At 59.9% G+C, this 25,292-nt stretch carries 18 protein-coding genes, 1 pseudogene and 2 riboswitches; of the genes and pseudogenes, 8 read left to right on the top strand and 11 right to left on the bottom strand.

Annotation, left to right across the window (positions count from 1 at the left end):
• Window positions 1-7: 7 nt before the first annotated feature.
• Window positions 8-1,174 carry a type III PLP-dependent enzyme gene (locus tag VF684_RS02010; RefSeq protein WP_127008138.1) on the bottom strand — a complete coding sequence of 389 codons (1,167 nt, stop codon included), beginning with the start codon at window positions 1,172-1,174 and terminating at the stop codon, window positions 8-10.
• A 422-nt stretch (window positions 1,175-1,596) separates the two neighbouring features.
• Window positions 1,597-1,670: riboswitch (glycine riboswitch) on the top strand.
• An 11-nt stretch (window positions 1,671-1,681) separates the two neighbouring features.
• Window positions 1,682-1,797, top strand: a riboswitch (glycine riboswitch).
• A gap of 107 nt (window positions 1,798-1,904) precedes the next feature.
• On the opposite strand from VF684_RS02010, the gene VF684_RS02015 reads away from it, so the two are divergent.
• Window positions 1,905-3,281, top strand: coding sequence for an alanine/glycine:cation symporter family protein (locus VF684_RS02015; RefSeq protein WP_201914135.1), 1,377 nt, complete (start codon window positions 1,905-1,907; stop codon window positions 3,279-3,281).
• Between the two features lie 114 nt (window positions 3,282-3,395).
• Here the strand turns inward: VF684_RS02015 and VF684_RS02020 are convergent, their stop codons facing one another.
• A complete protein-coding gene (locus tag VF684_RS02020) occupies window positions 3,396-4,112 on the bottom strand; it encodes a lipoyl protein ligase domain-containing protein (protein WP_376898800.1) in 717 nt (238 codons plus the stop codon).
• Window positions 4,113-4,214: 102 nt separating this feature from the next.
• The gene (locus VF684_RS02025; protein ID WP_040066712.1) at window positions 4,215-5,612 is read right to left on the bottom strand and encodes a nucleobase:cation symporter-2 family protein; all 1,398 of its coding nucleotides are present in this window, start codon (window positions 5,610-5,612) and stop codon (window positions 4,215-4,217) included.
• 246 nt (window positions 5,613-5,858) lie between these two features.
• Between VF684_RS02025 and VF684_RS02030 the strand changes: the two genes are divergently transcribed.
• The gene (locus VF684_RS02030; RefSeq protein ID WP_005338383.1) at window positions 5,859-6,980 is read left to right on the top strand and encodes a GGDEF domain-containing protein; all 1,122 of its coding nucleotides are present in this window, start codon (window positions 5,859-5,861) and stop codon (window positions 6,978-6,980) included.
• Window positions 6,981-7,013: 33 nt separating this feature from the next.
• On the opposite strand, the gene VF684_RS02035 is transcribed toward VF684_RS02030, so the two are convergent.
• On the bottom strand, window positions 7,014-7,262 hold the full coding sequence (locus tag VF684_RS02035) for a YciN family protein (protein WP_005338382.1): 249 nt from the start codon (window positions 7,260-7,262) through the stop codon (window positions 7,014-7,016).
• A gap of 123 nt (window positions 7,263-7,385) precedes the next feature.
• The gene (locus VF684_RS02040; RefSeq protein WP_047435970.1) at window positions 7,386-8,765 is read right to left on the bottom strand and encodes an MATE family efflux transporter; all 1,380 of its coding nucleotides are present in this window, start codon (window positions 8,763-8,765) and stop codon (window positions 7,386-7,388) included.
• Window positions 8,766-8,885: 120 nt separating this feature from the next.
• On the opposite strand from VF684_RS02040, the gene VF684_RS02045 reads away from it, so the two are divergent.
• On the top strand, window positions 8,886-9,743 hold the full coding sequence (locus VF684_RS02045) for a helix-turn-helix transcriptional regulator (RefSeq protein WP_162516069.1): 858 nt from the start codon (window positions 8,886-8,888) through the stop codon (window positions 9,741-9,743).
• Between the two features lie 69 nt (window positions 9,744-9,812).
• Window positions 9,813-11,507: an NAD-dependent malic enzyme gene (locus VF684_RS02050; protein ID WP_005338379.1), complete on the top strand. Its 1,695-nt coding sequence runs from the start codon at window positions 9,813-9,815 to the stop codon at window positions 11,505-11,507.
• 97 nt (window positions 11,508-11,604) lie between these two features.
• Here VF684_RS02050 and ompA read toward each other — a convergent pair whose 3' ends face one another.
• From ompA to VF684_RS02070, 4 genes are all read right to left on the bottom strand, one after another.
• Window positions 11,605-12,603 carry a porin OmpA gene (gene ompA / locus VF684_RS02055; protein ID WP_376898794.1) on the bottom strand — a complete coding sequence of 333 codons (999 nt, stop codon included), beginning with the start codon at window positions 12,601-12,603 and terminating at the stop codon, window positions 11,605-11,607.
• A 298-nt stretch (window positions 12,604-12,901) separates the two neighbouring features.
• Window positions 12,902-14,121, bottom strand: a protein-coding gene (locus tag VF684_RS02060) for an IS3 family transposase (protein WP_139441780.1) whose coding sequence is annotated in 2 segments (ribosomal slippage) — window positions 12,902-13,773 and window positions 13,773-14,121 — 1,221 coding nt in all. Because the reading frame shifts where the segments join, the coding sequence is not laid out codon by codon here.
• A gap of 114 nt (window positions 14,122-14,235) precedes the next feature.
• Entirely contained in the window at window positions 14,236-15,258 is a 1,023-nt protein-coding gene (locus VF684_RS02065; protein ID WP_440173550.1) for an OmpA family protein, read from the bottom strand.
• A 308-nt stretch (window positions 15,259-15,566) separates the two neighbouring features.
• Window positions 15,567-16,163: a hypothetical protein gene (locus tag VF684_RS02070; protein ID WP_107684257.1), complete on the bottom strand. Its 597-nt coding sequence runs from the start codon at window positions 16,161-16,163 to the stop codon at window positions 15,567-15,569.
• A gap of 258 nt (window positions 16,164-16,421) precedes the next feature.
• Here VF684_RS02070 and VF684_RS02075 point away from each other — a divergent pair, with 258 nt between their 5' ends.
• Window positions 16,422-16,688 carry a helix-turn-helix domain-containing protein gene (locus VF684_RS02075; RefSeq protein WP_005338367.1) on the top strand — a complete coding sequence of 89 codons (267 nt, stop codon included), beginning with the start codon at window positions 16,422-16,424 and terminating at the stop codon, window positions 16,686-16,688.
• Between the two features lie 199 nt (window positions 16,689-16,887).
• The gene (locus tag VF684_RS02080) at window positions 16,888-18,228 is read left to right on the top strand and encodes an APC family permease (RefSeq protein WP_005338365.1); all 1,341 of its coding nucleotides are present in this window, start codon (window positions 16,888-16,890) and stop codon (window positions 18,226-18,228) included.
• Between the two features lie 69 nt (window positions 18,229-18,297).
• Here VF684_RS02080 and VF684_RS02085 read toward each other — a convergent pair whose 3' ends face one another.
• Both VF684_RS02085 and VF684_RS02090 read right to left on the bottom strand, forming a co-directional pair.
• The gene (locus VF684_RS02085) at window positions 18,298-19,173 is read right to left on the bottom strand and encodes a patatin-like phospholipase family protein (protein ID WP_100654262.1); all 876 of its coding nucleotides are present in this window, start codon (window positions 19,171-19,173) and stop codon (window positions 18,298-18,300) included.
• Between the two features lie 45 nt (window positions 19,174-19,218).
• Window positions 19,219-20,756: pseudogene (locus VF684_RS02090) on the bottom strand (sensor domain-containing diguanylate cyclase).
• 197 nt (window positions 20,757-20,953) lie between these two features.
• Between VF684_RS02090 and VF684_RS02095 the strand changes: the two are divergent.
• Together VF684_RS02095 and VF684_RS02100 are read left to right on the top strand one after the other, a co-directional pair.
• The gene (locus tag VF684_RS02095; protein WP_005338352.1) at window positions 20,954-22,003 is read left to right on the top strand and encodes an efflux RND transporter periplasmic adaptor subunit; all 1,050 of its coding nucleotides are present in this window, start codon (window positions 20,954-20,956) and stop codon (window positions 22,001-22,003) included.
• Complete coding sequence (locus VF684_RS02100) at window positions 22,003-25,119, top strand: efflux RND transporter permease subunit (protein ID WP_376898790.1); 3,117 nt, start codon at window positions 22,003-22,005, stop codon at window positions 25,117-25,119. Before VF684_RS02095 ends, VF684_RS02100 begins: the two co-directional genes overlap by 1 nt.
• The last annotated feature ends 173 nt before the right edge of the window (window positions 25,120-25,292 follow it).

The following is a 25,292-nucleotide window of genomic DNA, read 5'->3' on the forward strand; positions in this document are numbered from 1 at the left end:
GGTGTGCTCAGGCTACTGCCACCAGCTTTTGCCCCTTCTGGCTGCTGTCCAGAATGAGGATGCTGGCCTTGGGGAAAAAGTTGAAGGTGGAGGCGGAGGCCCAGGTGTAGGCGCCCATTACCTTGCCAATCACCAGTTCGCCGATAGCCAGATCCGGCAGCATGATGCCATCGCGGATCACATCCACGCTGTCGCAGGTCGGGCCGGAGAGCACCGAGTTGTGCTGCTCGCCGCTGGCATAAGGCGTGCTCACCGGATAGGTAACGTGGTCATAGAGCTGGCCGTTGTAGCTGCCGTAGAGACCGTCATCCAGGTAGTACCAGATCTTGTCGCCGCGGTGGGCCTTGCCCATTACGCTGGATACCGAAGTCATGGCCGGTGCGCTGATAAAGCGGCCCGGTTCGGCAATTTTCTGCACGGTAGCGGGCAACTTGGCCAGCGCTTCGCGGATCGGCGCGCAGAAGCCGTCGATATCGAACTCGCCCCCCTCATAATCGACCGGGAAACCGCCGCCGATATCCAGCACCCAGGGCTTGAGCCCGAGCGCCCAGGCCTGCTCCATGATCTCGCGGCAGGCGTCGATGGCCTGCACATGGCGACGGGCATGAGGCACTTGCGAGCCGACGTGGAACGACAGCCCCATCACCTTGATCCCCTTGGCGTGGGCCAGTTGCAGCAGCGGCAGCGCCTGCTCCGGAGTGCAGCCGAACTTCTTGGAGAGGTCGACCTTGGTCTCGGGGTTGGGGAAGCTGACCCGCAGCAACAGTTTCACTTCGTCCTTGTAGGGAATGAACTTCTCCAGCTCCAGCGGGTTGTCATAGACAAACACGGTGCAGCCAAACTCCAGCGCATAACGGATATCGCTGTCGCGCTTGATGGGATGGGTATGAATGCAACGTCCCGGGCGAACCCCCTGACTGCGCACCAGATCCACTTCGCCGTTGGTGGCCAGATCGAAACAGGCCCCCTCTTCCTTCAAGACAGAGACCACCGCTTCATGGGGCAGGGGTTTGAGTGCATAGTGCAATCGTACATCGGGCAGGGCGGCGGCCAGGGCCCGATACTGTTTGCGGACGGCTGCCTTGTCGAGCAGCAGCAGGGGGGAGCCGAATTGTTCAACCAGCTGACGGTAATCTTGTGCGACCACATCTTTTGCAACCAGGGCGTCGTTCATTCTCTTTTGAAAGTCCTTAGGGGGCGTGATATGCCCAAGCCATATGCGATTGAACCGGCGACGGCCGGGTCAGGCGAGCGGTCCGGTGGGACCAACCGAACACAGTGCATAAATTGATGGCAAAGTGCTTGGTTATGCAGCGGATTATCGGCTTATTGATTCTGTGTGCAAGCATTTTGATTGGATATGTCGGCAAGATTTTCTTGGCGAAACGAGAGGGATCACTGTTCTCTATCCGCCATTTTTCCCGTTTGGGCCACATTTGATTCGTGAGAGCCTAACTTGTTGATAGTTAACTAACATTTAACATTCTTGCCGCGGTTCTGGCGGTCACTAAAAAAATATAAATGGGGGCGGCCAAGTGCGAGACAGCTCACATTTTTTGGATTAACATGCCGACTTCCTAATCCAAACTAGTTCGGATGAAGGTAGCAGGAGAGCGATGGGCAACCATCCACCGAAGAAGTGAATCTTTCAGGTACCGGGAAACCGGTGTGGACTGCTACTGGACGATACTCTGGAGAGACCCGTTAAATCGGGCGCCGAAGGAGCAAGGCACCATGACTACCCGCAAGGGCAGGTTGGCGCCGGAAACTCTCAGGCAAAAGGACAGAGGGGATGGGATGGTTGTACCTGGGCTTGGCCCGCATCCGATCGCCTCTGGCCGATCGCGACACCAATGGGAAGATCATCCTTCTCCTCCTTAATTTCTGTTTCTTAAGGAGGATGCATGTCATCAATTCAATCGGCGTTAACCGCCATCGATAGTTTTATCTGGGGTCCACCCCTGCTGATCCTGCTGGTCGGGACCGGTATCTATCTCACCCTGCGTCTGGGTCTGCTTCAGGTGGTGCGCTTGCCGCTCGCTCTGCTGCTGGTCTTTGGCCGCGATCAGGGGCAGGGCAAGCAGGGGGATGTCTCCAGCTTCGGCGCCCTCTGTACCGCCCTCTCTGCCACCATTGGTACCGGCAACATCGTCGGGGTGGCTACCGCCATCAAGCTCGGCGGCCCCGGTGCCCTGTTCTGGATGTGGATGGCGGCGCTGTTCGGCATGGCCACCAAGTACGCCGAGTGTCTGCTGGCTGTGAAGTATCGCGAGCAGGATGCCAACGGCCAGATGGCGGGTGGCCCCATGTACTATCTGGAGAAGGGGCTTGGCTCCAAGCCGCTGGCCAAGCTGTTTGCCTTGTTTGGCATCGGCGTCGCCTTCTTCGGGATCGGTACCTTCCCGCAGGTCAATGCCATCTCCGACGCCATGAGCCTCTCCTTCTCGGTGCCCCGTGAAGCGACCGCCGTGGTGCTGACCCTGATCGTGGCGCTGGTGACCCTAGGAGGGATCAAATCCATCTCCAGCGTGTCGAGCAAGGTGGTGCCCTTCATGGCCATCTTCTACATCGTCGCCTGTCTGGGTGTGCTGGTGAACAACGCCAGCGCCCTGCCCGATGCCGTCATGCTGGTTATCGAGAGTGCCTTCACCGGCCATGCGGCGACCGGCGGCTTCGTCGGCGCCAGCATCATGCTGGCCATTCAGTCCGGGGTGGCGCGCGGGGTCTTCTCCAACGAGTCAGGGTTGGGCTCTGCACCCATCGCGGCGGCGGCGGCCAAGACCGATTCGTGTGTGGAGCAGGGGCTGGTCTCCATGACAGGTACCTTCATCGACACCATCATCATCTGCACCATGACCGGCCTGACCCTGGTGGTGACCGGCGTGTGGAGCGGCGATGCAAGCGGCGCGGCCATGACCAGTCTGGCTTTTGCCCAGGGGCTCGATGCTCATGTCGGCCAGTATCTGGTGAGCATTGGCCTGCTGTTCTTCGCCTTTACCACCATCCTTGGCTGGAACTACTACGGCGAGCGCTGCACCGAATACCTGTTCGGGGTGAAGGCGATCAAGCCCTATCGTCTGGTCTATCTGGCGCTGGTTGCGAGCGGTGCTTTCCTCCATCTGGACATGATTTGGCTGCTGGCCGATATCGTTAACGGCCTGATGGCGGTGCCCAACCTCATCGGCCTGATTGGCCTGCGCCATGTGGTGATCGCCGAGACCCGCGCCTACTTTAGCCGGGATCTGGATAGCGAAGCCGAGCCGGAGCCGCAGACGGCCTGAACGCCTCGGCCCGTTTCACGCTCCCCTTGAAAAGAACAAGCCACGACTCCGGTCGTGGCTTTTTTGTGCGCCGTGTCTATGGATGGTTACTTTCCCTCTCCCTTCGGGATAAGGTCAGGATGAGGGGGATAGCCCCTCGCTCAGCAGGCTATCCAGACGTGCTCGCACTTTCTCTACCAGTGCCTGATCGCTACCGCGCCAATCGATGCAGCTTGCCAGCGTGGTGGAGGTTCCCGCCATAAAACGCAGCTCGCCGCCCGCCAGCTCGTAGAAGCGGCTCGCCATTCTGGTTCCCTCATCCACATCACCCGCCACCAGCAGCATAGCTTGCGCCAGCACGGCGCCTTGGTGATCCTGCCCCGGCGCCAGCCAGCGCTGGGCGGTACCGGTGATCTTGCGTCCCCCGATCACCAGATTGTACTGACCATCGCAAAAGGAGCCGGGTACGAAGTCATAGCTTCCCTCAAGGCCGTACTCCGCCAGCAGGGTCAGCAGTGGCGCCCCCAGCAGCCGGTAGTAGTGGGCGAGATCTGTGGTGGTACGGGGCAGCAGCAGGGATAGGTTGAGGATCCCCGCCCCGTGGGGCACGGCGGTGCCGCCACTGTCGCGCACATGTACCGGCCAGCCTTCAGCTGCAAGTTGCTGGCAGGCGGCTTCGTAACGGGGGGGGCGGGTATCCTTGCGAGTGACAATCAGGCATTGGGGCGCCTGCCAGAGGTGAGCGAGGGGCTGGCCGTCATGGGCACAGTCGCGCAGCCAGCACTGCTCTTGCGCCAGTATCTGTACGGGTGAAGCGGTATTGGATAGGGGGGAGAGCAGGCGATAGGGCATGGCGGCATCCTCAAAAAAGGCTGCCCAGCACACTACCCGTGGCGACTGGCAAGGTAAAGCCCCGCAGTGCGGGGCTTGGGTTGGCTATCGGTGGACGATGTCTCAGGAGTGGCGCGCTTCGCGCTTGGGCAGCAGCAGGTTGAGCACGATGGCGGTGATGCCACCGGTGGCGACGCCGTAGGAGAGCACACTCTTGGCCAGCTCCGGCAGGTGTTGCAGCACTTCCGGCACCTGTGCGACCCCCAGCCCCATGGCCAGCGACACTGCCAGGATCATCAGGGCGCGGCGATCCAGCTCCTCGCGGGCAATGATGCGCACGCCAGCGGCGGCGATGGTGCCGAACATCACGATAGTGGCGCCCCCCAGCACGGGCTCGGGGATCTGCTGCACCAGACTGGCGACCGCCGGAAACAGGCCGAGCAGCGCCAGCATGGCGGCGATAAAGAGCCCGACGTGACGGCTGGCGACGCCGGTCAGCTGAATGACGCCGTTATTCTGGGCGAAGGTGGACATGGGGAAGGTGGAGAACACCGCCGCCAGCATGGAGTTGGCACCATCGGCCAGCACGCCGCCTTTGATCCGCTCCATATAGACAGGCCCTTCCAGTGGCTCGCCGGAGATATCCGAGGTGGCGGTCATGTCGCCGATCGCTTCGAGCGCCGTCACCACGAAGATGATGGCGAGCGGCACGAACAGCTGCCAGTCAAAGCCGAGACCGTAGTGGAGCGGAATGGGCACCATCACCAGCGGGCCATCGAAGGTGGGGGCGCTCACTTTGCCCAGCAACAGCGCCACGGCATAGCCCGCCAGCATGGCGATCATGATGGCGGAGAGGCGCAACCAAGGGTTGCGACTGCGTTGCAGCAACACGATAAGGCCGAGCACCAGCAGGGAGAGGAAGAGGTTGGTGTGACTGGCGAAGCTGCCATCAGAGAGGGCTGCATAACCGCCGCCCATGCTGATCAGGCCCACTTTGATCAGGGTCAGACCGATCAGCAGCACCACTATGCCGGTGACCAGCGGGGTGATGATCCGTTTCACCAGATGGAGGAAGCGGCTCATCACCACGATAGTGAGTGCGGCAACCATCATGGTGCCGAACAATGTGCCCAACAGATCCTCGGTGGGCATGGCGGCCTGCTTGAGGGCGAGACCGGAGGCGATGATGGGGCCGAGGAAGTTGAAGCTGGTGCCCTGTACCGAGAGCAGGCCGGAACCGATGGGGCCGAAGCGGCGGGTTTGAATGAAGGAGGCGATGCCGGACATGACCAGCGACATGGAGACGATATAACGGGTGTCGGCGGCAGGGAGGCCGAGGGCATTGGCGATAATCAGGGGCGGGGTAATGATGGCGACAAACATGGCGAGCATATGCTGCAGGGCGGCGAACAGCGTCTGGGGCAGAGGCGGGACATCCTCTATGCCATAGACCAGTTCGCTATGGGCTCGCCTGGGTGGATGTGCCTCTCGATTGGCGCGTGTGACAGCAGCCTGTTCCATAAGTACCTCGAATTGTGTGGGGAGGGGGAGAAAATTGGGCGCTATTGTAGTGATTGAAATGAGGCTGACCAGCGCTAATTATGCAAAAAAAGGTTTATTTTTTGATGGGTTGAAACGTTTGCGCGCTGCGATTATCATCTGTCGGTTTGTGTGATCAACCTCTCCTTTTTATTCTCCCCGCTAATGACATTTTTACCACTTTGTAGGTGTAGAATGAGCCCTCAGTATTCATCGTGGAGACTCTGGATGCTCAAGTTGTCAGAGTTCTGGAGTGCGAGGGTTCACTCCGAAGACTTTACTCGTACTCGCATGGGCTTTATGACTGTGCGTTTGCGCCTGCTGACCTGCTTGCTGATGCTCGGATTGCCCGCCTGGGCCGTGGTGGATTGGTTGACCTTGCCCGCCGTTCATTTCGAGCAGCTGTTCCAGGCCAGGATCTTCTGCACTCTGGCGCTCTCGCCACTTATTCCGCTCTCGTATCTCATCCACTTCAAGCGGGAGCGGATGAAGCTGGCCCTTGGCTACCTGATGGCCGTGATGATGCTCTTCTCCCTCTTCTGCCTGAACAGCTTTGGCGCCGGACAGGAGTTGCAGGCGGGCTATGCGGCCTTTCCCTATCTGCTGATCACCCTGTTTGCCATCTTCCCCATCCCCCTCTCCCTCGGCTTGCAACTGGCAGGTGTGGTGCTGGTGACCATGCTGCTGGGTCACTGGCTGCTGGTGGGCCAGAGCATCTGGAGTCAGGCCACCCTGAATCAGGTGTGGGTGCTCGGCATGTTTACCATGGCCAGTTGCTGGGTGCAGTGCGGTCAACTCAACATGCTGCTGCGGCTCTATCGGGAATCGACCACTGATGAGCTGACCGGCATGATGAACCGCCGCCTGCTGATGAAGCAGCTGGAGCAGGCCAGAATCCGGCTGCAGCTCAAGAAGAAGCCCTTTGCGGTGATGCTGCTGGATCTCGATCGCTTCAAGCGGATCAACGATATCTACGGCCATCTGGCGGGGGATGCGGTGCTCAAGGAGGTGGCGACCACCCTGGGGGAGCAGCTGGAGCCTGACATGGTGCTGGGGCGCTATGGCGGCGAAGAGTTTGCCATCCTGATGCACAACTGCGCCGATCCGGCGCTGGCGAGCAAAATGGCCGAGCGGCTGCGCATTGCTGTCGAGGCGCGGCTGGTGAAGAGCCCCACCTCGGACGAATTGCTGGAGGTGACGGTGAGTATCGGGATTGCCATGGCTCGTGCCGATGACACCATCGATATTCTGATCAACCGTGCCGACGAGTGTCTCTATCAGGCCAAGATGGCGGGACGCAACTGCGTGGTGGTCGAGGGGCAGAACCGCGCAAAAACAGATGCCGCCTGAGGGCGGCATCCTGTTGGCAATGAGCTGGCGAGATCAGGCCAGCTTGTACTTGCCGGAGAGCTGCTGAGCCAGCAGCTTGAACATGTTGAAGACCGCCATGGTCTTGCCGGTCGGGGTGCCGTCTTCGGCCAGGAAATACTCCCCCTTGAACACCAGAATATCCCCCTTCTGCTCCACCGAATCGGCGCGCATACCGTGGATGAAGTCTTCATGCTCTTTGATGATCTTGTTGGCCATCTCAAGCAGGGCCGTCTCGGTGATCAGCTCTTTCTGTGGTTGCATGCTCGTCTCCTTAAACGACTACTGGACAGGGAAACCGTGGATCCCTGTCTCTGATTGAAGAGGTGCCCAGCATACTGCAAACAGGGTTTTTCTGTCATTGATATGACCCCGATTTGTGGCTGTTTATCCGATCACCAGATTCTTCAACCAGCAGCGCTGGCGAATACGGCGCTGCACCAGCAACACCTTGCTGAGCTCCTCCAGCAAGACCACCGCCACCACCCAGGAGAGGGGCCAGCCGAGCAGCGTGACCGCCACCCAGGCGAGCGGGATGCCGATGCACCACATGCCGACAATATCGATGAAGATGCTGTAGTTCACATCGCCGCCAGAGCGCAGCACCCCGATGATCCCCACCATGTTGAACACCTTGAGCAGCATCCCGAGGCACATGATGCCGAGCACCTGTCCAGCCTCTGTCATCAGCTCGGGGGGCAGGTTGCCGACCCACTGCAACAGGTTGGCTTGCAGCAGCCAGACGATGATCCCCACCAGCAGAGCGCCAATCGGTGCCAGCAGCAGGAACAGCTGGGAGTGCTGCCAGGCAATCTCGTACTCCTCGGCCCCGAGCCGGTGGCCGAGCAGGGTGGAGCAGGCCACCGCCAGTCCGAAGAAGAGGGAGATCAGGATGCTCTCCAGGGTGCCGAGTGTGGTCATGATGGCCAGCGAATCGGTGCCAAGATGGGCATATAGAAAGCCGTAAATCAGCATGCCGAAGGCCCAGAGGCCGTCATGGAACAGCAGCGGCAGGGCGATCAGGGTAAAGCGCACCACCTCCTTGCGCTTGAAGGCGGCCAGCCAGTCTGGTGCGCGCGGGATCAGGCGCGCTTCATAACGCTTTACGTAGAGCAGTAGCAGGGCTGTCTGCAGCAGCCGGGAAATGGTGGTGCCCCAGGCCGAACCGGCGACCCCCATCGCCTCGAAGCCGAAGTGACCGAAGATGAGGGCGTAGTTGAGGATGACGTTGGCGATGATGGCGATAATGCCGATGCGGGTCGGAGCGGCGGCATTGCCGACCGAGCGCAGGGCTGACTCCAGCGGCACTACGATGGCGGTACAGAGGATGGTGGCGCCGGTGATCATCAAGAATTGATCCGCCAGTGCCCGCAGTGCCGGATCCTGACTGGCAAAACCCAGTACGCTGCCCGGTGATAACACATAGATGAAGGCAAAGGGCAGGGTGACCAGCAGGGCGCCCACTATGGCCAGCGCCAGGGAGCGGCGCACCCCGGCCATCTCCCCGCGCCCGAAGTATTGTGCTGCCAATACCGAGACCCCGCCCGCGAGGCCCGCTATCACCAGCAGATTGAAGAAGAAGACCCGGTTACCCAAGCCGACCGCCGCCACAGCCGTGGTGCCAAGCTGGCTCACCATCATGATATCGATGAGGCCGAGCAGGGAGAACATCATGGACTGTAGCGAGACAGGCAGGGCCAGCCGCCACAATCGGGTCATGAACTCGCGATCGGTGGTTTGTTTTAAAATCGCTTGCCAATAATTCATAGTTGTTAACCGGGTATGAGAAAAGCAAGGTTTGTCAGGGGTATGATAGGTGCTGGCGAGGCTCTTCTCACTGTGAGTAGCTCTCGGTTTTCTTGTGTAAAACTATCCTTTTGAGGTGTTATGCCATTTGCCAGCGAGTGTCTGGAGATAGCGCCAGCCTGTGAAGAGCAGATGCTGGGACGTGAAGGGCTGCCCCTGCTCGGCGAGGCGGGGATCTTCCTGACCGGCCTCTCCCGGGTGCGAGATCACTACCTCATCCGTCGCAATCGCCCCGAGTTTCACATCCTGATGGTGAGTCACGATGAGGGTGGCGCGCTGCTCACCGACGAGGGTGAGCAAGCCATTCCGGCCGGATCGCTGATTTTCCTGCCGGCCGCCGTGCCCGGTGGGCTCAAGCTGATTGGCGAAAGCTGGCAGATCAGCTGGATTTTGCTCGATGACGTGCCGCGCTGGCAGCACCTGCATCGCCTTGGTCACCGTATCTGGCAAGGGGATGGCGGCGATCAGCTCTACCATCTGCTCAGCCTGATGCAGGGGGAGGGGATTCGCTCTTCGCTGCAACCTCAACTGCTCAGCCTGTTGCTGGCGCTGCTGGAGCGCACCCTGCAAGGGGAGGTGCGCGGCACCCCTGAACTCAGATTGCAGGCACTGTTTCGCCGGGTGGAGGCGCGCCTGGACGAACCCTGGAGTGTCGCCCTGCTGGCCCGACAGATGGCCTGCTCCGTTCCCCATCTTCACCGGCTCTGTCAGCAAGCGTTCGGTATGGGGCCGATGGCGAGGGTGACCGAGCTCAGAATGAACAAGGCGCGCCAGCTGCTGCTCTATACCAACTGGCCACTTGGCGAGCTGGCGGCCCGGGTCGGTTACAGCGATGGGGCCAACTTTGCCAACCGCTTTCGTCGTCTGACTGGTCAGACCCCCGGCGCCTTTCGTCGACTGGGTCGCAAACCTTTTGCAACGGATGTGCAAACTCTTTGAAATTAATGAGACAAGCCCCTAGGATCGGCGGGTCCCTGCGTCTAGCTAACCGTTTAGGTACCAAGATCCATGTTTGAAGATAATAACCAGAAACGTCCTCTCTACATTCCCTACGCCGGTCCCGCCCTGCTGGAGACCCCCTTGCTCAACAAGGGCAGCGCCTTCACCAGCGAAGAGCGCAGCAACTTCAACCTCGAAGGTCTGTTGCCCCAGAATATCGAGACCATCGAAGAGCAGGCCGAGCGCGCCTATCGCCAGTTCATGGCGTTTGGCAACGACATGGACAAGCACATCTATCTGCGCAACATCCAGGATACCAACGAGACACTGTTCTACCGTCTGCTGCACAACCACCTGACCGAGATGCTGCCCATCATCTACACCCCGACGGTCGGCAAGGCGTGCGAGGAGTTCTCCAACATCTATCGCCGCGCCCGTGGCCTGTTTATCTCCTATCCGGACAAGGACAGGATCGATGACATGCTGCAAAACGCCACCAAGCAGAACGTCAAGGTGATCGTGGTGACCGATGGCGAGCGGATCCTGGGTCTGGGTGACCAGGGTATCGGCGGCATGGGCATTCCCATCGGCAAGCTCTCCCTCTACACCGCCTGTGGCGGCATCTCGCCCGCCTACTGCCTGCCGGTGGTGCTGGATGTCGGCACCAACAACCAGCAACTGCTGAATGACCCCTTCTATATGGGATGGCGCAATCCGCGTATCTCGGGGGATGAGTACGCCGAGTTTGTCGATGCCTTCATTCAGGCGGTCAAGCGCCGCTGGCCCGATATCCTGCTGCAGTTTGAGGACTTCGCCCAGAACAACGCCATGCCACTGCTCAACCGCTACAAGAACGAGCTCTGCTGCTTCAACGACGATATTCAGGGTACCGCGGCGGTGACGCTGGGCAGCCTGATCGCCGCCTGCAAGGCCTCCGGCGCCAAGCTCTCCGAGAAGCGGGTTGCCTTCCTCGGGGCGGGCAGCGCCGGTTGCGGCATTGCCGAGCAGATCGTGGCGCAGATGAAGGCCGAGGGGCTGACCGATGCCCAGGCGCGCAGCCGGGTCTTTATGGTGGATCGCTTCGGTCTTATCACCGACAAGATCCCCAACCAGCTCGACTTCCAGCGCCGTCTCTCCCAACCGGTGGAGCGCATCGCCGACTGGCCGGTGGGTGACAACATCTCCCTGCTGGAGGTGATGGAGCATGGTCGCCCGGACATCCTGATCGGGGTCTCCGGTCAGCCGGGGCTGTTCACCGAAGAGGTGGTCAAGACCATGCACAAGCACTGTGCCCGTCCCATCATCTTCCCGCTCTCCAACCCTACCTCACGGGTCGAGGCGACGCCGGCAGACCTTATCCGCTGGACCGACGGTCAGGCGCTGGTGGCCACCGGCAGTCCGTTTGCACCGGTGGAGCACAAGGGCAAGCGCTACGTCATCGCCCAGTGCAACAACTCCTTCATCTTCCCGGGGATCGGCCTTGGCGTCATCGCCTCCGGCGCCACCCGGGTGACCGACGCCATGCTGATGTCGGCCAGCCGTGCGCTGGCGGAGTGCTCGCCGCTAGTGAAAGGGGAGGAGGGATCTCTGCTGCCGGATCTGGCAGATATCCATCAGGTCTCCCGCTACATCGCCAAGATGGTGGCCAAGACCGCCATGTTGCAGGGCAAGGCGGTGCAGACCCCGGACGAGGTGATCGATCAGGCCATCGACGCCAACTTCTGGCATCCGGAGTATCGCCGCTACCGCCGCACCTCGTTCTGATTTCTGCGAAAAGACGCAAAGCAAAAGGGATGCCTCGGCATCCCTTTTTGCATCCTGAGGGGATGCAGCTTCATCCCCTTAGTGTTGTCAGACGTGGTTACTGGGTCACATGCTGCACGCCGGTGACGCGTACTTCTACACGGCGATCCGGCGCCAGGCAGGAGATCAGCTGAGCCTTGCCCTTGACGCTGTTGCACTGGGTGCCGGTGACCGGATTGGCTTCACCGCGACCTTCGATGGCAACTTTGCCAGCCGGCAGACCTTTGCCAACCAGGAAGTCGGCCACGGTACGGGCACGCGCTTCGGAGAGTTTCAGGTTGTAGGCATCAGAACCGATACGGTCGGTGTAACCGACGACCACGGCGCTGCCATCTTTCGGCTGAACATCAACGATCTGCTGATACAGCGTATTCAGCGCTGCGACACCTTCTGGCTTGAGGGTGGATTTGCCAAAGGCAAACAGCACGTCAGAGCTCAGGGCGAAGTTCTTGTCGACCAGTACCGGCTCGGGAACCGGCTCAGGCGCAGGGGCGGCAACCGGGGCAACATAAGAGGTGCGATTCGGGTGCATCACCAGCTCCAGGGTTGCGACGCTCATGTCGCTCTCCCAGGTTTTCTGCTCGTCACCCAGATTCCACAGATAGCGGTAGCGTGCCTGCACATCGATAAGGTCGGAGAGCTTGGCAGTCAGACCCAGACCCGCCAGCGGTGCAGTGCCGTTGTCGCTGTTGCCATTGCCGTTGACGTGATTGAAGTAGGCACCACCTTCAGCAAACACCGAGAAGATGTCGCCCAGCGGCAGGCGGGCGATACCGGAGAGGGTTGCACCCTGGGTTTTGAAATCGGCACCGTCCACGCCCGCTTTACCGGCGTAGAGGTAGCCCAGTTCAGCTGCGTAGTAGTCGTTGAAGTTGTAACCGCCGAACAGGCTCAGCGCAGTTGCGTCTTTGTCAGTGTCTTTGCCAAAATCATCCAGACCGTGGGCATATGCCCAACCTGCACCAACACCGGTGTACCAGTCATCGGCAGCCTGAGCTGTGGTGCCTGCGGCGGCGAGCGCCAGTGCAATCAGAGTAGGAGCCATTTTGAGTTTCATCGGTTTATCCTTGTTGTGTTAGCCCATGTCGGGCAATGCACTTGTTTTTATTGCTGCGAAAAATCGCCAGCAAAGTGGATAGCGAAGGCTTTGGACTCTCATGATGCAGTGGCGTCATGGACAACAGACCGGACAAGAAGCGCTTTTTAGTGCTTATCCAATACCTTACAGGCGCAACTACTTTATGCTTTCGAGACGGGGCAGGCAAGGGCAGGGAGGCGGGAGTGAGGGATGCAAGCTAGAACTAGATGTCTAGTCCTGAAATAGGTTTACACATTTTCAACTAGCATTTCTCTACTCAGAACCCCCTATGTACCGCATCGGGGGTTCTGTATTTCAACGTATGATGCAGCCGCTCCGCGTTGTATATATCCACAGCTTCACGCACCATCTCCCGCGCTTGCGTCAAATCCTGCGGGCTTTGCAACAATAACTCTCCTTTCAAAATCCCGTTCACCCGCTCCGCCAACGCATTCTGGTAACAATCATACCCATCCGTCATCGAGCATTTCACCCCGTACCGTTCATGTAGTGACTGATACAGCCCCGAGCAATACTGCACGCCGCGGTCCGAGTGATGGATGAGTTCACCGCCGCCACGTCGTTGCTTCAGTGCTTTCTTGAACGCCATCGCCACCGATTCGGCGTGCATCCCTTCGTGCACGTGATGGCCCACTATCTTGCGTGAGTACGCATCCGTCACCAGGCTCAGGTACAGCGGCCCGCTCCTGGCTGGCAGATAGGTGATATCAGCAACCCAGACCTGCTCCGGGGCCACCGGTGTGACCTGCTCTGGCCCCGCCTTGAGCAAGTTGGGATGACGGTAGAAACGGTGAAAACTGTGGGTAGTCTTGTGATACGCCCGCCTGGGCAGCACCAGCAAGCGGTGCTCGGCCAATATCTGAAACAGCCTGTCCCGCCCGACCTTGAGCCCGCCATCATCCTGACCCTGGAGCAGATAATGCAGCTTGCGAGTGCCCACCCGAGGTTGTCGCAGTCGAATCTGACGCACGAAGCGCACCACCTGTAGCCCTTGTGCATGGCGCTCGTCGGCGACCCGATTGTGCTTGTAGTAAGCCTGCCGGCTTATCCCCAGAAACAGGCAAGCCCTGACAATGGTCAGCCTCTCGACTTGCCGCTGCGAGAGGACTTGCCGGGTCGCTTTTTTACGATGGAGACGCCGTAGTCATTCTTCAGTACATCGACGACGGCCTCGAAGAACTGGGCTTTCTGGCTCATCAGCGCCAGCTGTTGCTCGAGTTCCTTGATACGCTGCTCGGGCGTCTGGTTGTCGGGGTCAGGCATGGTGATGCTCCTGGCGGCGCGTACAAAAGCCCCCTGGCTCCAATCTTGCCGACCATGTTTACGCAACCATACCAGAACGGTGGAGCGGCCCTGAATGCCATAACGCACCTGAGCCTGTTTGTAGGTGAGCTCGCCTTTTTCAATCTGCTCGACCAGTGCCAATTTAAAAGCCAGCGAGTAATCGCGCTGTGTCCGTTTCACACCTTGTCCCATCGGGTTCTCCATTTATTGGGGCGAAAGGTGTAAACCATATTCAGGACGGGACAAGACAAACAAAAAGGGATGCCGCAGCATCCCTTTTTTTCGCACTATCTGAACGAGGTCAGATTATTGCTGAACTTCTTGTACGCCAGATACGCGAACTTCTACGCGACGATCCGGAGCCAGGCAGGAGATCAGCTGAGCTTTAGCAGTTACGCCGTTGCACTTGGTGCCGGTAACCGGGTTGGCTTCGCCACGACCTTCGATGGCAACTTTGCTGGCAGCCATACCTTTGCTCACCAGGAAGTTGGCAACGGTACGGGCACGGGCTTCAGACAGCTTCTGGTTGTAAGCGTCGGAACCGATACGGTCGGTGTAACCAACAACAACAGCGTTGCCATCTTTCGGCTGGAACTCAACGATTTGCTGATACAGGCCGTTCAGGGCTGCAACGCCTTCCGGCTTCAGGGTGTCTTTGCCGAAGGCAAACAGCACGTCTGAGTTCAGGGCGAAGTTCTTCTCTACAACTTGCGGATCAGGAGCCGGCGCTTCTTCAACTACCGGAGCAGCTACCGGAGCTACGTAGGAAGTACGGAACGGGTGGTATACCGCTTCCAGAGTAGCAACGCTCTGGTTGGACTTGTAATGGGTGCCGTCAACGTTCAGGTCAGCCACGTCCCACATGTAGCGGTAGCGAGCTTGCAGATCCAGCGCGTCACTTACTTTGTAAGTCACACCAGCACCGGCCAGCGGGGAAACTTTAGTGTCGCTGATGCCCAGACCGTCGGTGTGAGCCCAGTAGGCGCCGCCTTCAGCGAACAGGGAGAAGTCGTTGCCAACCGGCATACGAGCGATACCGGACAGGGTGGCACCCTGGTTTTCGTAACGCAGACCTTCGGTGTTGCCACGACCGGCATACTGGTAACCGAATTCGGTACCGAAGTTTTCGGTGAAGTTGTAACCAACGAAGGCGTTGGCTGCAGCTGCATCTTCAGTACCAGCGTAACCGCCGCCATCGATCTTGTTCAGACCATTGAAGTGAGCAGCACCGACACCGGCACCGAAGTAGATGTCGTCAGCGGCGTGAGCAGCGGTAGCACCCAGAGCAGCCATGGCGATGGCGATCATGGAAGGAGCCATTTTCATCATAAAAAAATCCTCGTTGAGATCGCACGTTATTCACGTGCTTCACACTTTGTAATTTATGTAAGCTGCAGGCTCCGCCGTACGGCTGGCGTCGAGTCTGGCAGATGACCCGGCAGAACCGGGTTGCACACTCTCCTGGTGTGTCGAGTGCGCTGGCATGGCACGCAATGCGTGAGAAACCACTGCCAGGCAACTGATGTCATTCCGATGACGAGGCGCACTCTATGCCGATTTTAAAACATGATCAAGCTCACAAATGAGCCTTGTGGCAAATTGTGTCGTGACCTTAAATGGCTGTTTATCCAGATTAATTAGTGATCCAGATAGGCCCTGTGCAGTTTCTTCTCCAGCTTCATATAAGCCTGAACCCAGTCGCTATGCGGGTTGGCCGGATTCGCTCTGGCGGCAAAGACCGCGAGGTAGTCAGCCTGGGTAGCGCTCTGCAGCAGGGGGGTAAATGTCATCAAGAAATGTCGGGCCAGATAGGGGTCAAGGGGCCAGATGTTGAGGATGGCGCGAGCCACAGGCTGAACTGCAGCTGAACAGATGAAGTGGCGGTGTCCCGCCTCCAGCCAGTCGGCCATCTCGCACATGTCCGATTCGGGCACCAGACCACCATCACCCGGGGTAGTTGCCAGAGCAATTGTCTGACCATTTACCGTGATGAGCTGCTCATTGTTATGCAGGGTGCCGTCGTGGCTGCGCAAGGCCAGGTCCGGGCATGCCTGTTCAAGAAACAGGCTGCAGCTCTCCGGCAGGGCGGCCAGCAGTTCGCTGGCATGGCTGGACATCAAGGCCGGAAGCCAGAATGCTTCGGCGCGATATTGTTCACCTTGCAGGCGCTGTTGTGCCAGTTCTTCTGTGCTGGATACGGGGTGCAGGCGAGAGATAATGCCGGGAAACGCCATACTTATTCCTCTTAATGGGTATCCGGCGGATTATACGAGTTATTGGGGGGGCCACAATAAAGGTTTCTTTTCGAGACTGTTTACCTGAGGCGGCTGAGCGATTACCATCCCCCCTTGAAGGCAAGGGTTGTCGCCGAAAGGCGCTCATAAGATAGAGGCTCGACCATAACGAGTCCGAACAAAACTGATACACTTGACTACGAGTCGTCGCGAAAAATAAAAGGCGGAGTAAATCCGCCAAACGGAGTATGGAACATTATGAATTCAAATATCGTCACTGTTGGCAAGAAGATCCGTCAGATCCGTGAAGCGGTCGGTTTGAGCCGTCCGAAGTTTGCTGATTTGCTGGGTGTTCCTCCCACCACGCTGAAAAACTACGAGCTGGGTTACCGTGAAGTTGGGGGCGCCTTCCTGGTTGCCCTGGCGCACCACCCGGATCTGCACAAGTTCACCCTCTGGCTGCTGGCAGACAAGAAAGTCGCCGAAATCGGCCAGATTGGCCCGGATGACCTCGCCAAGGCGTGATCATCGATGTGAATAGAAATGCCGCCTTCGGGCGGTATTTTTTTGGGTTGCCGATCGATATTTTGATCTAACACGCTTTGAATTATCCATGCAGGCCAACGAGAATAAGCGGCCCCGAAAAGTGGGCCCCTGGTGGTATCTGGCCACCTGAACACTATTACATTCAGGATGATATGAGCAATCGGTATGGAGTATGGGTATGAGCAGTAATGAGTTGGATAAACGCTATGGCCTGATGACTGCCATTGCGATGGTGGTAGGCGTGGTGATCGGCTCCGGAGTCTTCTTCAAGGCCGATGATGTACTGCGTCTGACTGGCGGTAATCTGGCCATTGCGCTGCTGGCATGGGCGCTGGGGGCATTTTCGATGATCTTCGGCGCGCTGGTGTTTGCCGAGTTTGCCCAGCGGATCGAAAAGTCCAACGGTATCGTCGATTATGCCGAAGCGGCATACGGCAAAATGTTTGGTTATCTGGTGGGGTGGTTCAAAGGCGTACTCTATTACGCCCCTCTTTCCGCCATCCTTGCTTGGGTCGCTGCTCTGTACACCATGATCTTGCTTGGTAGTGATAATCCGACCAACTCTGGTGCGACCTGGATACTGGCGGCTGTCTATATGACGGTCACCTATTTGATCAACTTCTATACCCCGGTCCTGGCGGGCAAGCTGCAAGTGGGCTCTACCCTGATCAAGTTGATCCCGCTGATCCTGGTTGCCATTGTGGGAACCATTTCAGGCTTGCTCAATGGTGTCACCGTGACCAACTTTGTGCAGGCAATGGATGGGATAGGAAGCACCGGAGGCACTCTGGCCACGGCCGTGGTTGCCACCGCCTTCGCTTATGAGGGGTGGATCGCCGCCGTGACCATCAACAGCGAAATTCGCGATTCCAAGAAGAATCTGCCCAGAGCGCTGGTGATTGGCACCCTGATAGTCTTTGTGGTCTATGTCACCTATTTTCTGGGGATCGCCAGCGTCTTGCCGACGGACGAGATAGTGGCGCAAGGGGATAACGCGGTAAATCTCGCGACAACCAGCCTGTTTGGCGGGACTGCCTCGACCATTTTGACCGTGTTCGTGATTATCTCCTGCCTCGGCACTCTCAATGGTTTGGTATTGGCGACCATGCGCATTCCCTACTCGCTGGCGATCCGCAATCAGGGGCCAGCCCCCAAGTGGATGAGCCGTATCGAACCGCATCACCACATGCCAATCAACTCGGCCCTCGCGGCAGCGCTGTTGTCGGTGATCTACTCAGTGCTGTGGTACTGCAGCATCAACGAGACATTCGGTCGTTACATCGCCCTGGACGAGATGCCGATCGTGCTGATTTATGGCCTCTATCTGTTCCTCTATGTATGGTACATGCGCACCTTTACCGAGTTGGGCTGGATAAAGCGGTTTGTGATCCCGACCTGTGCCACCCTGGGCGCGCTCATCATTCTGTATGGCGGTATCACCAATCCCAGTCTGGGACTCTATCTGTTGGTCTCTGTGGGGGTGATTCTGCTCGGGTTGCTCTTCTACCGTAAGGAGTGACCGGGTAAGTGAGTTGAAAAAAGCGCCGAATGGCGCTTTTTTCATGTGTAAACCGCAGCATGCAGACAACTAACTGCCCAGCAACCCGAGGCGGCCCAGTTCATCCTTGAGCTGATCGAGGTTGCGCTCGACGCAGGCTTCCCCCTCGTTGATGGCATCGCTGGCACGATGAAAATCCATGATGGAGAAGCTGCCAAGGCGCGGGCAGAGCTGGATCTCCGGCGGGTCACCGGCCATCCGGGCGCGGGTGATCCGCTCCTGCATGATGTTGATGGAGCCACTCATCACGCTCCACAGACCCGGGGTGGCTGGCGCGGATTCACCGCGATTGAGCCACTGGCTGAGCAGGCCGCCGCTGCCGGGTTGATCCGGCTCGTCGGTCCAGGGTTGGTGCATATCGGTGTTGAGGTTGACCGCAATCACCACCTCGGCCCCCATGGCGCGGGCCAGCGAGATGGGCACCGGATTGACCACGGCGCCATCGACCAGCCAGCGGTCGTTGATCCGGGTCGGGGTGAGGATCCCCGGCATGCCGCAGGAGGCGCGCACCGACTGGCGCAGCGGGCCCTGTTGCAGCCAGATCTCGCGGCCGGTATCGAGTTCGGTGGCGATGCAGGCGAAGGGGATGGGCAGGCTCTCGAGATCGGGATCCCCCAGATGGCTGGCGGCAAGGCCAAACACCTTTTCGCCGCGAAACAGACCGCCGGAGAGGGCCGGGTCGAGCAGGCTGACCACCTGCAGGCGTGTAAAGCCGCGCACCCAGGTTTCCAGCCGATCCAGTTCTCCGGCGGCATAGGCGGCACCGACAAAGCTGCCGATGGAGCAGCCAGCGATCAAATCCGGTTTGATGCCGAGACGTTCAAGGGCGCGGATGACGCCGATATGGGCCCATCCTCTGGCGGCGCCGCTCCCGAGAGCGAGCCCTACGCGGGGTTTACGTGGCACGACAGTCCTCCAAAAAGGGGTTGAGGGCTCAGCTTACTCCGAGAGTCAGGAGGCGTCACCCTGCCATCTTTCGCTGCGGTTGCGACCATTGGCCTTGGCCTGATAGAGCGCCACATCGGCGCGGCGCACCGCCTCGTGCAGGGGAAGGTTCTCCTGGTGGGGCAGATAGCCGAGGCTGATGGTGACCTCCAGCCCGGGCTCGATGGCGGCCCAGTCGTGATCCGCCACCGCTTTTCTCAGCCGCTCCGCCAGCTCGCCGAGCTGCGTTGCATCAGCGCGGCCAATCAGCAGCAGAAACTCTTCACCCCCCAGCGGATCAGGCGATCAGTGGGCCTAAGCTGCTGCTGGCAGATCTGCACCAGCCGGATCAGCACGATATCGCCGACGGCATGGCCGAAGTTGTCATTGACCCGTTTGAAGTGATCCGCATCGAACATCAGGATCCCCGCTTGCAACCGGGACAGCTCTCCCGCCTGTTCCAGCAGCACCAGATAGTGGCGGTTGAAGGCGCCGGTGAGGGCATCGTGGCAGGAGAGGTAATTGAGCCGCTGGTTGAGGCGGTGGGATCTCAGGTTGGAGAGGGCGGCCAGCAGCATAAAGAGAATAGCGAGCAGGGTCGGCGTGGACTGGCAGAGCATGGCCCACACCAGCGGCAGCAGGGTGACGTTGTGCACCAGTCGCAACGGGGTATCGGGGATTGCCATGGTCAGCTGCAATGCCCCTTGCCGCCACTGGTATTCGTCGGTCGGCTCGGGGTCTTGCGGCACCACGGGCTGGCGCGCGCTGCTGGCCAGCACCTGATGGTACTGATTGAGCAGCAGATACTCACCCAGCGCCGGCGCCAGCTGGTTGAGCTGCGATTGCAAGCGTGAGAGCAGGATGTCCATGCTGATCATCCCCACCAGCGAGCCGTCCTTGTAGAGAGGCTGGGACATGGTGACCATGGTGCCCAGTCCGGCAAAATCTTCGTAAGGGCGGGAGAGAATGGTGTCCCGGCTGGGGTTGGGTGACATCAGCGCATCCTGCCAGTAGTGCTTGTCATAGATGCTGCGGACAAAACGAAACTGGCTGGAGGGGATCCAGGGATAGAGGTAGATAAAGTTGTCCACGCCGGTGAAGTAGGCCCAGGCGATCTCGCTGCCCAGGCGCTGACTGGCGGTGGCCAGCAAGGGGGAGAGGCTCAGGGCCAAATGAAGTTGCGCCTCCCGCGCACTGCCGGGGGGCGGCAGCGGGCCGTCACCGGTGAGGTTGCCCGCCAGTCCGGCCGGTAAATCCCCGGGGAGCTTGTCGAGGGCCAGCCCCTCTGGCAGCGCTTCGATATGGCGATAGAGCTGGCGGGTGAGCACCGACTGGGGGTCGCTGCGCAGTCGCTCTTCGGCCTGACCGCGCATCGCCTCCAGAAATACTTCGGTCTGTTTGAAACGATCCCGCAGGTAGATGGCGCTGTTGAGGGTATCGCTCTGGTAGAGGCGTTCTATCTGTTTCAGGCTTTGCCGCAAGGTCAGACCAATCAGCAGGATGACCACGGCGAACAGGAGCCAGGTCAGGCGTGTGAGAAAGCGGTGGTCAGACATTTTGGGCATAGGCAGTTAGTCGGGTTGCGAAGGAAATTGTCGTTAGTGTATGCGATGTGGCGTGAAAACAAACGGCGCGACCTGAAACAGAGTGAGCTTATCCCGCTCTTGTTACGTTTTGTCACATTTATACATAGTCACGGCATAGTCTGGGGCTAAAATGGCCCCAATCTGGATTTACCCTCTCACTCTTCATGGACTGTTCGATGAAAATGCGTATCTGGCTCGGCTTGGGCCTTCTTCTAATCGTGGTTGCCGGCGTCTGGGCGCTGCGTCACAGCGAACCCGCCGCCAAAGCACCGACCAGACAGGTCAATATCCGCACTCAAACCGTCAAACAGAGTCTGGCCGAGCCGACCCTCAAGCTGGTGGGCAAGCTGGCGGCCAATCGCTCCGTCATCATCAGCCCCGAAGTGACCGGTCGCATCGTCAAGATTGCGGTGCAGTCGGGTCAGAGCGTGGCGAAGGGGGAGACCCTGATCGCGCTGGATGCGGGCAAGCAGCAGGCGGAGCTGGCCGAGCAGAGCGCCAGCCTGCGCGACGAGAACCGAAAGCTGAGTGATATGCGCAAGCTGGTGGCCCGTGGCGCCGTGACCCAATCCGAGCTGGAGGGGCAGGAGGCCACCGTGGCCCAGGTGCAGGCACGTCTCGATGCTGCCCGCTACGAGCTCTCCCTGCGTACCCTGCAGGCGCCCTTTGCCGGTACCGTGAGCCTGATTGACTTGAGTGAAGGGGCGTTGGTCAACAGCGGCGACACCCTGCTGCATCTCGATGAACTGGACAAACTGCGCCTCGATCTGGCGGTGCCGGAGCGTTACCTCTCCCTGCTGCGCCCGGGCATGGCGGTCACCGCCACCAGTACCGCCTGGCCGGATCAGCAATTCAACGGCACCCTGACCACCCTCGACAGCCGCATTTCCAACGATACCCAGAACATCAAGGCGCGGGTGATGATCCCCAATGGCAACGGCCAGTTGCGCCCGGGCATGCTGCTCAATGTGGAGCTGGCGCTGCCTGCCCAGCAGCTCACCCTGATCCCCGCCCAGTCGGTGGAGTACGCCGGTGAGCAGCGCTTTGTTTATCGTCTCGAGGCCGATGGCCGGGTCAAGCGGGTGCCTGTGGTGCTCGGCGAAACCGAAGGGGAGACCGTCTGGGTCACCGAGGGGCTGAAGGTCGGCGATCGCATCGTGGTCGAGGGGCTGGTCAATCTGCGTGATGGGGTGCAGGTGCGTGATCTGGCCGAGGTGAACGGCTGATGTGGCTCTCCGATATCTCAGTTCGCCGCCCGCTGGTGGCGGTGGTGCTCAGCGCCCTGCTCACCGTGTTTGGTCTGGTCGCCTTCAGCAAGTTGACGGTGCGGGAGATGCCAGACGTGCAGATCCCGTCGGTCTCCATCACCACTACCTATGAGGGGGCGGCCCCCTCGGTGATGGAGAGTCAGGTCACCAAGCCCATCGAGGATCAGCTCTCCGGCATCAGCGGCATCAAGAACATCAACTCCATGACCCGCAAGGGACGCTCGATGATCACCGTCGAGTTCAAGCTCGGCTGGAACATGGTGGAGGGGATCTCCGATGTGCGCGATGCCCTCTCCCGCGCGCGGCCCCGGCTGCCCGATGATGTGGACGAGCCGCTGGTGACCAAGGACAGCGGCAACGGCGATGTGGCGATCTGGCTCAACTTCAGCAGCAGCCAGATGGATCGCACTGCCATGACCGACTACGCCAACCGGGTGCTGGTCGACCCCCTGAGTCTGGTGGACGGGGTGAGCGAAGTGGCGCTCTCCGGCGATCTCACCCAGGTGATGTATGTGCGGCTGCGCCCGGCCGACATGGCGGCCCGCGGCATCACGGTGAGCGATGTGGAAGAGGCCCTCAAGCGGGAGAACATAGAGCTGCCGGGGGGCGAGATCCGCAACAACTCCATGACCATGGCGGTGCAGATCGCCCGTCTCTATCACACAGCGGAAGATTTCCAGCAGCTGCAAGTCACCACTGCCGCCAACGGCCAGAGCGTCTATCTGGCCGATATCGCCGATGTGGAGGTGGGAGCCAAGAACGAAGACAGCGCCTATCAGCGCAACGGCAAAGAGAGTCTGGGTATCGGCATCGTCGCCCAGTCCACCGCCAACCCGCTGGCTGTCGCGCAGGGGATCGAGAAGAAACTCGGCGAGATGCAGCGCTTCCTGCCGGAGGGGGCCAAGCTCGAGGTGGATTACGACTCCACCATCTTTATCAAGCAGGCCATCGACGAGGTGTACGAGACCCTGGCCATCTGCGCCGTGCTGGTGGTGGCGGTGCTCTATCTGTTCCTCGGGCAGGGGCGCACCACGCTTATTCCGGCCATTACGGTGCCGGTGTCGCTCATCTCCGCCTTTATCGGCGCCTGGTATTTCGGTTTTTCCATCAACCTCATCACCTTGCTGGCCCTTATTCTCGCCATCGGCTTGGTGGTGGATGATGCCATCGTGGTGGTGGAGAACATCCACCACCATCTGCAGCGGGGTGAACCGCCGCTGCTGGCCGCCTGGCACGGCACCCGCGAGGTGGGCTTTGCGGTCATCGCCACCACCGCCGTGCTGGTGATGGTGTTCGTCCCCATCGCTTTTATGGATGGCATGGTGGGGCGGCTCTTTACCGAGTTTGCGATATTGCTATCGCTTGCGGTGCTCTGCTCCTCGCTGGTGGCGCTGACCCTGACCCCGGCCATGGGCTCCTGGCTGATGCGCCCGCTGGATAAACCGAACCGACTCACCGCCGGGCTCGATCGCGGGCTCGGCTGGCTGGAGGGGCACTATCGCCACCTGCTGGCGTGGGTGCTGCATCGCTCCCGCTGGACGCCGCTGGTGCTGCTGCTCTGTCTGGGTGGTATCGGTGCCCTCTTTACCCAACTGCCGACCAGCCTTACCCCGACCGAGGATCGCGGCGTCATCTATGTCTTCGTCAAGGGGGCAGAGGGGACCAGTATCGAGCGGATGAAGCGCAACATGCAGCAGGTGGAGTCCGCCATCATGCCGATGCTGGGCAAAGGGGTGGTGCAGGCGCTGAGCTTCAGTACCCCCGCCTTTGGCCGTGGCGGCGATCAGACGGGTATGGTGATCATCCAGCTCACCGACTGGGCCGAGCGTGACATCACTGCCACCGAGTTCTCCCGCTCGCTCGGTGCCAAGCTCTCCGGCATTCCCGATGTGATGATCCGCACCTTCCAGCCCGGTTTCCGCGGTGGCTCTACCGCGCCGGTGCAGTTCGTGCTGCAGGGTAACGACTATGCCGAGCTCTACCAGCAAGGGTTGGCGCTGCAACAGGCGGCGCAGGGCAGCGGTCTGATGCTGAGCCCGGATCTCGACTACGCCGAGAAGACCCCCGAGCTGCAGGTGACCATCAATCGCGACAGCGCCAGCCAGCTCGGCATTCCGGTCTCCACCGTGGCCAACAGCTTGCAGACCCTGCTGGGCGGGGCGAGCAAGACCACCTATGTGGACAGGGGCGAGGAGTATGACGTCTACCTGCGCGGTAATCAGACCGAGTTCAACGGCATCTCGGATCTCGGCCGCATCTATCTAAAGGCCGCTAATGGCGAGATGGTCAGTCTCTCGACTCTGGCGACCGTCAAGCAGGTGGCGACCGCCAACCGCCTCAACCACTACCAGCGGCAAAAGGCGATCACCCTGACCGCTGACGTGCACCCGGATCACACCCTGGGTGAGGCCCTCGATTTCCTCGATGGCTGGGCCAACGCCAACCTGCCCACCGGCATGACGGTGGATTACGCCGGTGATTCCAAGGATTACCGCGACAATCAGGGGGAGATGGTGTTGGTCTTTGGCCTCGCCCTGCTGGTGGTCTATCTGGTGCTGGTGGCCCAGTTCGAGAGCACCCTGACCCCGGCGGTGGTGATGGTGACGGTGCCACTCGGCATCTTCGGTGGCCTGCTTGGCCTCTGGCTGACGGGGCAGGAGATGAGCATCTACAGCCAGATCGGGATGATCATGCTGATTGGCATGGTGACCAAGAACGGCATCCTCATCGTCGAGTTCATCAACCAGCTGCGCCAGCGGGGGGAAGGGTTTGAGGAGGCGATCATCGCAGGCTCGGTGCGCCGCTTGCGCCCTATCCTGATGACTTCGCTCACCGCCATTATCGGCGCGGTGCCGCTGATGCTCTCCATGGGGGCGGGTTACGAGAGCCGGATGGCGGTGGGGACTGTGGTCTTCTTCGGACTGTCGCTGGCAACCCTGGTCACCCTGCTGGTGGTGCCCGCCATCTACCATCTGATCGCCCGCCACGCCGGCATGACAGGGGCGCGGGATCAACAGGTAGACGAAGCACTGGCCGCCAAGGGGGCAGGGGAGTCGCAGCCTCCGGCGCCCTGATCAGCGCCTTGGCCTGAACTCTGATTTGAACCCTAGCGGGGGCCAGTTATCAGCCTCCATCATCACAAGGGCGCCTGCGGGCGCCCTTGCTATTGCGGGCGGCGACCTATTCCGCGGGATTTATAGGGACAAAAAGCCATCGCCCCCCTTGGCCGCAACCGGTATAATGCGCG

Origin of the sequence: Aeromonas sp. Lyrl_2 (genome assembly GCF_051948815.1) — a bacterium.
In the GTDB taxonomy this organism is placed as follows: Bacteria; Pseudomonadota; Gammaproteobacteria; order Enterobacterales; family Aeromonadaceae; genus Aeromonas; species Aeromonas veronii.